The sequence below is a fragment of the Deltaproteobacteria bacterium genome, from assembly GCA_030654105.1.
Lineage (GTDB): Bacteria > Desulfobacterota > SM23-61 > SM23-61 > SM23-61 > JAHJQK01.
In genome coordinates, this window is the sequence record JAURYC010000057.1 from 1 (window position 1) to 3,736 (window position 3,736).

Below are 3,736 nucleotides of genomic sequence, written 5' to 3' on the forward strand. Positions count from 1 at the left end.
ATCGTGCTCAAGGATGGGCAGAGCCTCTGGCGGCGAGTTGATTATCCCAAAGGCTCACCGGAAAATCCGATGACGACGGATGAAATTGAGGATAAATTCAAAGCCCTGGCTCGGACCGTGAAAGATCAAGATGCCATTTTATCAATCCTGAAATTTTACCAAAGCCTTGAGGAATTAAAAGACCTTTCTCCACTGATCGCCCTGCTGCGCTAATTGCCGGCAAAACGAGAAAAGATATTTCCCGCCTGAAATTCCTGGATATTCAAAATCGTTTAGGCCGGCTGGAGGATTTGCAGCTTGGTTCCGACCACCATGCCCTTTACCGCCTCCCTATACTCCAGCATATGGGGGGCGCTAAGGTGAGTTTCCAGGGCTTTTAGGTCAATCCATTTTTCGATCATGGTGACGACATTCTCCCGTACCGGCATTTGCGCTTTGATGCTCGTGGGTACATCAATGGCCGGCCCGTATTCCAAGCAGCCTTTTTCGGCCTTCACCTTGGGCACCAGTTGTTGAACTTTTTTTAAAAACTCATCCCTTTTTCCTGCCATCAGTTCAATCGTGGCAATCACGTAAATCATTTAAAACTCTCCTTTCTGTTAAATGGATTACCCGGTTTGATTGAAAACCTTGGAATTATTTCGGCGGGACGCAGATAAACTCAGAAATATCAGGATTTAAAATAAGCATTATCTGCGTTTATCGGCGTAAATCTGCGTCCCGAACGAAATAAAATTATGCCGACTTCACGGCCCCAGCAACGGTGCGACCGAGTTGGGTACACTCAGCGAGGGCCGCCGGCTTCGGCTGCCACTTCGCGCGCGCCCCCTGCGCAACCACCGGAATTTTACAGCGTTGGAATTGTTCTTCGATTAATTTTACCGCCTCCCCGCTCCAACCGTATGTCCCAAAAGCCGCACCGATCTTGTTCTGGAACTTCAAACCCCTGATGTCTTCCAAAATGGGAGTAAGGGTCGGTAAAATCCCCTGGTTTAGCGTTGGGGAACCGATAATGATGGCTTTGGTCTTAAAAATTTCGGTGATAACGTCATTCCGGTCTGATACCGCCATATGGAACAATTTATAGGAGACTCCTTCGGAGGCCAGGCCGTCACCAATCGCCTCAGCCATGCGCCGGGTACCGTTCCACATGGTATCGAAGAGGATCACGGCAGACTTTTCCGGAACTTGAGCCGCCCATTCCTGGTACTTTTTTACGATCTGGAGCGGATCTTTGCGCCAGATAACTCCGTGGCTGGGGGCGATGATTTGCACCGGAAGGTTCAGCGCCAGAACCTCTTCGATCTTTTTCAAAACCAGGTTGCTGAAAGGCGTTAAGATGTTGGCATAGTACTTGAGGGCCTCCTCGAATAACTCTTCCGAGTTAACCTCGTCGTTGAAACGAAAAGCGGTAGCGTAGTGCTGTCCAAAGGCGTCATTGGGCATGAGTATATTTTTTCCGGTGAGATAAGTGAACATGCTGTCCGGCCAGTGAAGCATGGGGGCTTCGACGAAGATCAAGTCATTTTTACCGATGTTGATCTTTTCCCCCGTTTTCACCTTTCTAAATTTCCAGGGTTGGTGGTAGTGGCCTTCGACACTTTCTTCGCCCCGGCTGGAAACAACGACCGTGGCATTGGGAATATGGCGCATGACCTCCGGAAGGCCGCCGGAATGGTCTGTTTCGGAGTGGTTGGCAACCACAATATCAATCTTGGCTGGATCGATGACTTCCCGGATATTTTCGATAAGCCGATCCCGGAAGGGTCCCCAAACCGTGTCAACCAGGACGATCTTATCGTCGACAATCAGATAAGAATTGTACGTTGACCCACGATGAGTGGACAGTTCATGGCCATGAAAAAGCCTTAGGCCCCAGTCCACCACCCCTACCCAATAAACGCCCTTCGTTAGTTCTGTTACCATCGAATGACCCTCCTCTGACTTCTGAAAGATTTCATTGGCATAACCTAAAAATCATCCAACTTATAATAAAAGGTTATTTAATGTTTCATACCTTACTCCTTGCTCCGAACTCAAAACTTTGAATCTCAAATTCATCTTTGGGCAATTGACCCAGTAGCTTTGATAAATTTTTGAATCGCTCCGAAGTAATGTTCCGCGCCAAGGAACATCACGCCGTTATGGTCCGCTTGGGGGATAATGACCAGTTCTTTTTTCGGTGTCCCCAGATAGGTCCATAGGTCCCTGGCCTCCTGCAGGGGGACAAGATTATCGAATTCTCCATGAATGATTAGGGATGGCAGAGAAATTTTGCGGATCATGGCCAGCCGTTCGTTTTCGATAGGCTCCAAGGCAATTCCCCGGGAGGGAAGGCCCAAATGTTTGATCAACCGAGTCACGCTGGCGAAGCCACTTTCAATGATCAATCCTTGTATTTGATCTGAATAGTGGTATCCGAGTTCAAGAGCGGAAATACTGCCCATGGACCTTCCCATGATCCATAAATCCCCTTGAAAACTTTTTTGGGAAAGTCCCTTTTTTACGGCTCCGAAGAGAAGATGAGCATCCTGTACCAGGGTGGTGAACGTCGGCCGGCCACCGCTGGCACCATACCCGCGATAATCGGCAACCGCGAGGTTAACCCCGATCTGGTGATAAAGGGGGGCGATGTCGTCGTAATCGCTGACCACTTCCCCATTGCCGTGAAAGAATAAAATCCAGTGGTTGATTTTATCCTGAAGATAAAATCGGCAGTGGACAGAAATGCCTTCGTCCACGCGTATAAAAAGGTCGAAGGTTCCTTTCGGACTTGGGGTGAAGTCTCTCCGGGGATAAAAAAGGAGTCCTAAGAGGGGGGATTGGTCAATTGCCGAATAATCAGTCATAAGAGTTCCTTCTCATAACTTTAGGTACTTTAGATCACTTTAGCCCACTTATAATTTAAACTTTCCTTTATAGTACGTCTCGCGAACGCTTTTGGCTTTTTCCGTGGCCCATTTTTCCAGGCCCATTTTTTTAATCAGGCCCAGGTTAAACACTTTCGTATTATGCGGCCTCTCTGCCGCCATGTCCGCATAAGGATGGAGGTGATCGCAAGGAAAATCGGAACAGTCCGAACAAAAAAGAATTCCTTTTTTAGCAATGCATTTATAAACGTTGCAGGGTTGGGTCATGTTAACGGCCTTGATGGTTCCGTTTTCATTGCGGCATCCCCGGCAGATCGCCTTTTCTGGGGAAATATTCAACCTTTGGGCGACGGCCATTCTTATTTTTTCGTTACCCCCGGCCAAATAAACCGGGCAGTTAAAACAATCCAGGCCGCAGGGTGCGGTCATTTTTTGGTAATCCAATTTACCTCCTTTCCCTCATAGAAAATAGCAATAATCATGGCGCAGAGCCCATGGCGTAAATAAACGGTTTCCATCCCTTATACCACAGCAGATACAAATGGGGAATGGCGAATGCAGATTGTAAAATAAATTAGTGTTCTTGCCCCTCTTCACTTTTTATTTTCTCTCATGATTTCAGGAGGATTATCAAGACCCGGCGGGGAGATGCTGCGCGCCGGCCAAACGGTGGGAGCAAACCTTTCTGCACCCCTTCACTCTGCCTCCGCAGAAAGAGAGCACAAAAATCATATAGCCTTGCTCCAACGGCGGAAGTAAAGCTCCAGGTCATGGAAGAACCACCGCCTTTTGGCCCAGGGCAGCATCTCCCCGCCGGGTCCGGGAAGAGACTGCCCGGCCTGGACGGGAGGGTGAATCTCTCGGGA

At 48.6% G+C, this 3,736-nt stretch carries 5 protein-coding genes; 1 reads left to right on the plus strand and 4 read right to left on the minus strand.

Features of this window, described 5'->3' with window-relative positions:
• Window positions 1-213 (plus strand): MmgE/PrpD family protein (locus Q7V48_02315; protein MDO9209573.1); only part of this gene is annotated, 213 nt, incomplete at its 5' end.
• A gap of 59 nt (window positions 214-272) precedes the next feature.
• On the opposite strand, the gene Q7V48_02320 is transcribed toward Q7V48_02315, so the two are convergent.
• The 4 genes from Q7V48_02320 to Q7V48_02335 all read right to left on the minus strand — a co-directional run bounded on the left by Q7V48_02320 (window position 273) and on the right by Q7V48_02335 (window position 3,314).
• Window positions 273-581, minus strand: a complete 309-nt coding sequence (locus tag Q7V48_02320) for a putative quinol monooxygenase (GenBank protein MDO9209574.1) — start codon at window positions 579-581, stop codon at window positions 273-275.
• A gap of 154 nt (window positions 582-735) precedes the next feature.
• Window positions 736-1,926: an MBL fold metallo-hydrolase gene (locus tag Q7V48_02325; protein ID MDO9209575.1), complete on the minus strand. Its 1,191-nt coding sequence runs from the start codon at window positions 1,924-1,926 to the stop codon at window positions 736-738.
• A gap of 131 nt (window positions 1,927-2,057) precedes the next feature.
• Window positions 2,058-2,849: an alpha/beta hydrolase gene (locus Q7V48_02330; protein MDO9209576.1), complete on the minus strand. Its 792-nt coding sequence runs from the start codon at window positions 2,847-2,849 to the stop codon at window positions 2,058-2,060.
• A gap of 48 nt (window positions 2,850-2,897) precedes the next feature.
• Complete coding sequence (locus Q7V48_02335) at window positions 2,898-3,314, minus strand: DUF3795 domain-containing protein (protein ID MDO9209577.1); 417 nt, start codon at window positions 3,312-3,314, stop codon at window positions 2,898-2,900.
• Window positions 3,315-3,736 lie beyond the last annotated feature (422 nt).

Bases quoted from the DNA above. Each gene is read 5' to 3' on its own strand.
- Q7V48_02320 (MDO9209574.1), bottom strand. From the start codon at position 581: ATGATTTACGTGATTGCCACGATTGAACTGATGGCAGGAAAAAGGGAT.
- Q7V48_02330 (MDO9209576.1), bottom strand. From the start codon at position 2,849: ATGACTGATTATTCGGCAATTGACCAATCCCCCCTCTTAGGACTCCTT.
- Q7V48_02325 (MDO9209575.1), bottom strand. From the start codon at position 1,926: ATGGTAACAGAACTAACGAAGGGCGTTTATTGGGTAGGGGTGGTGGAC.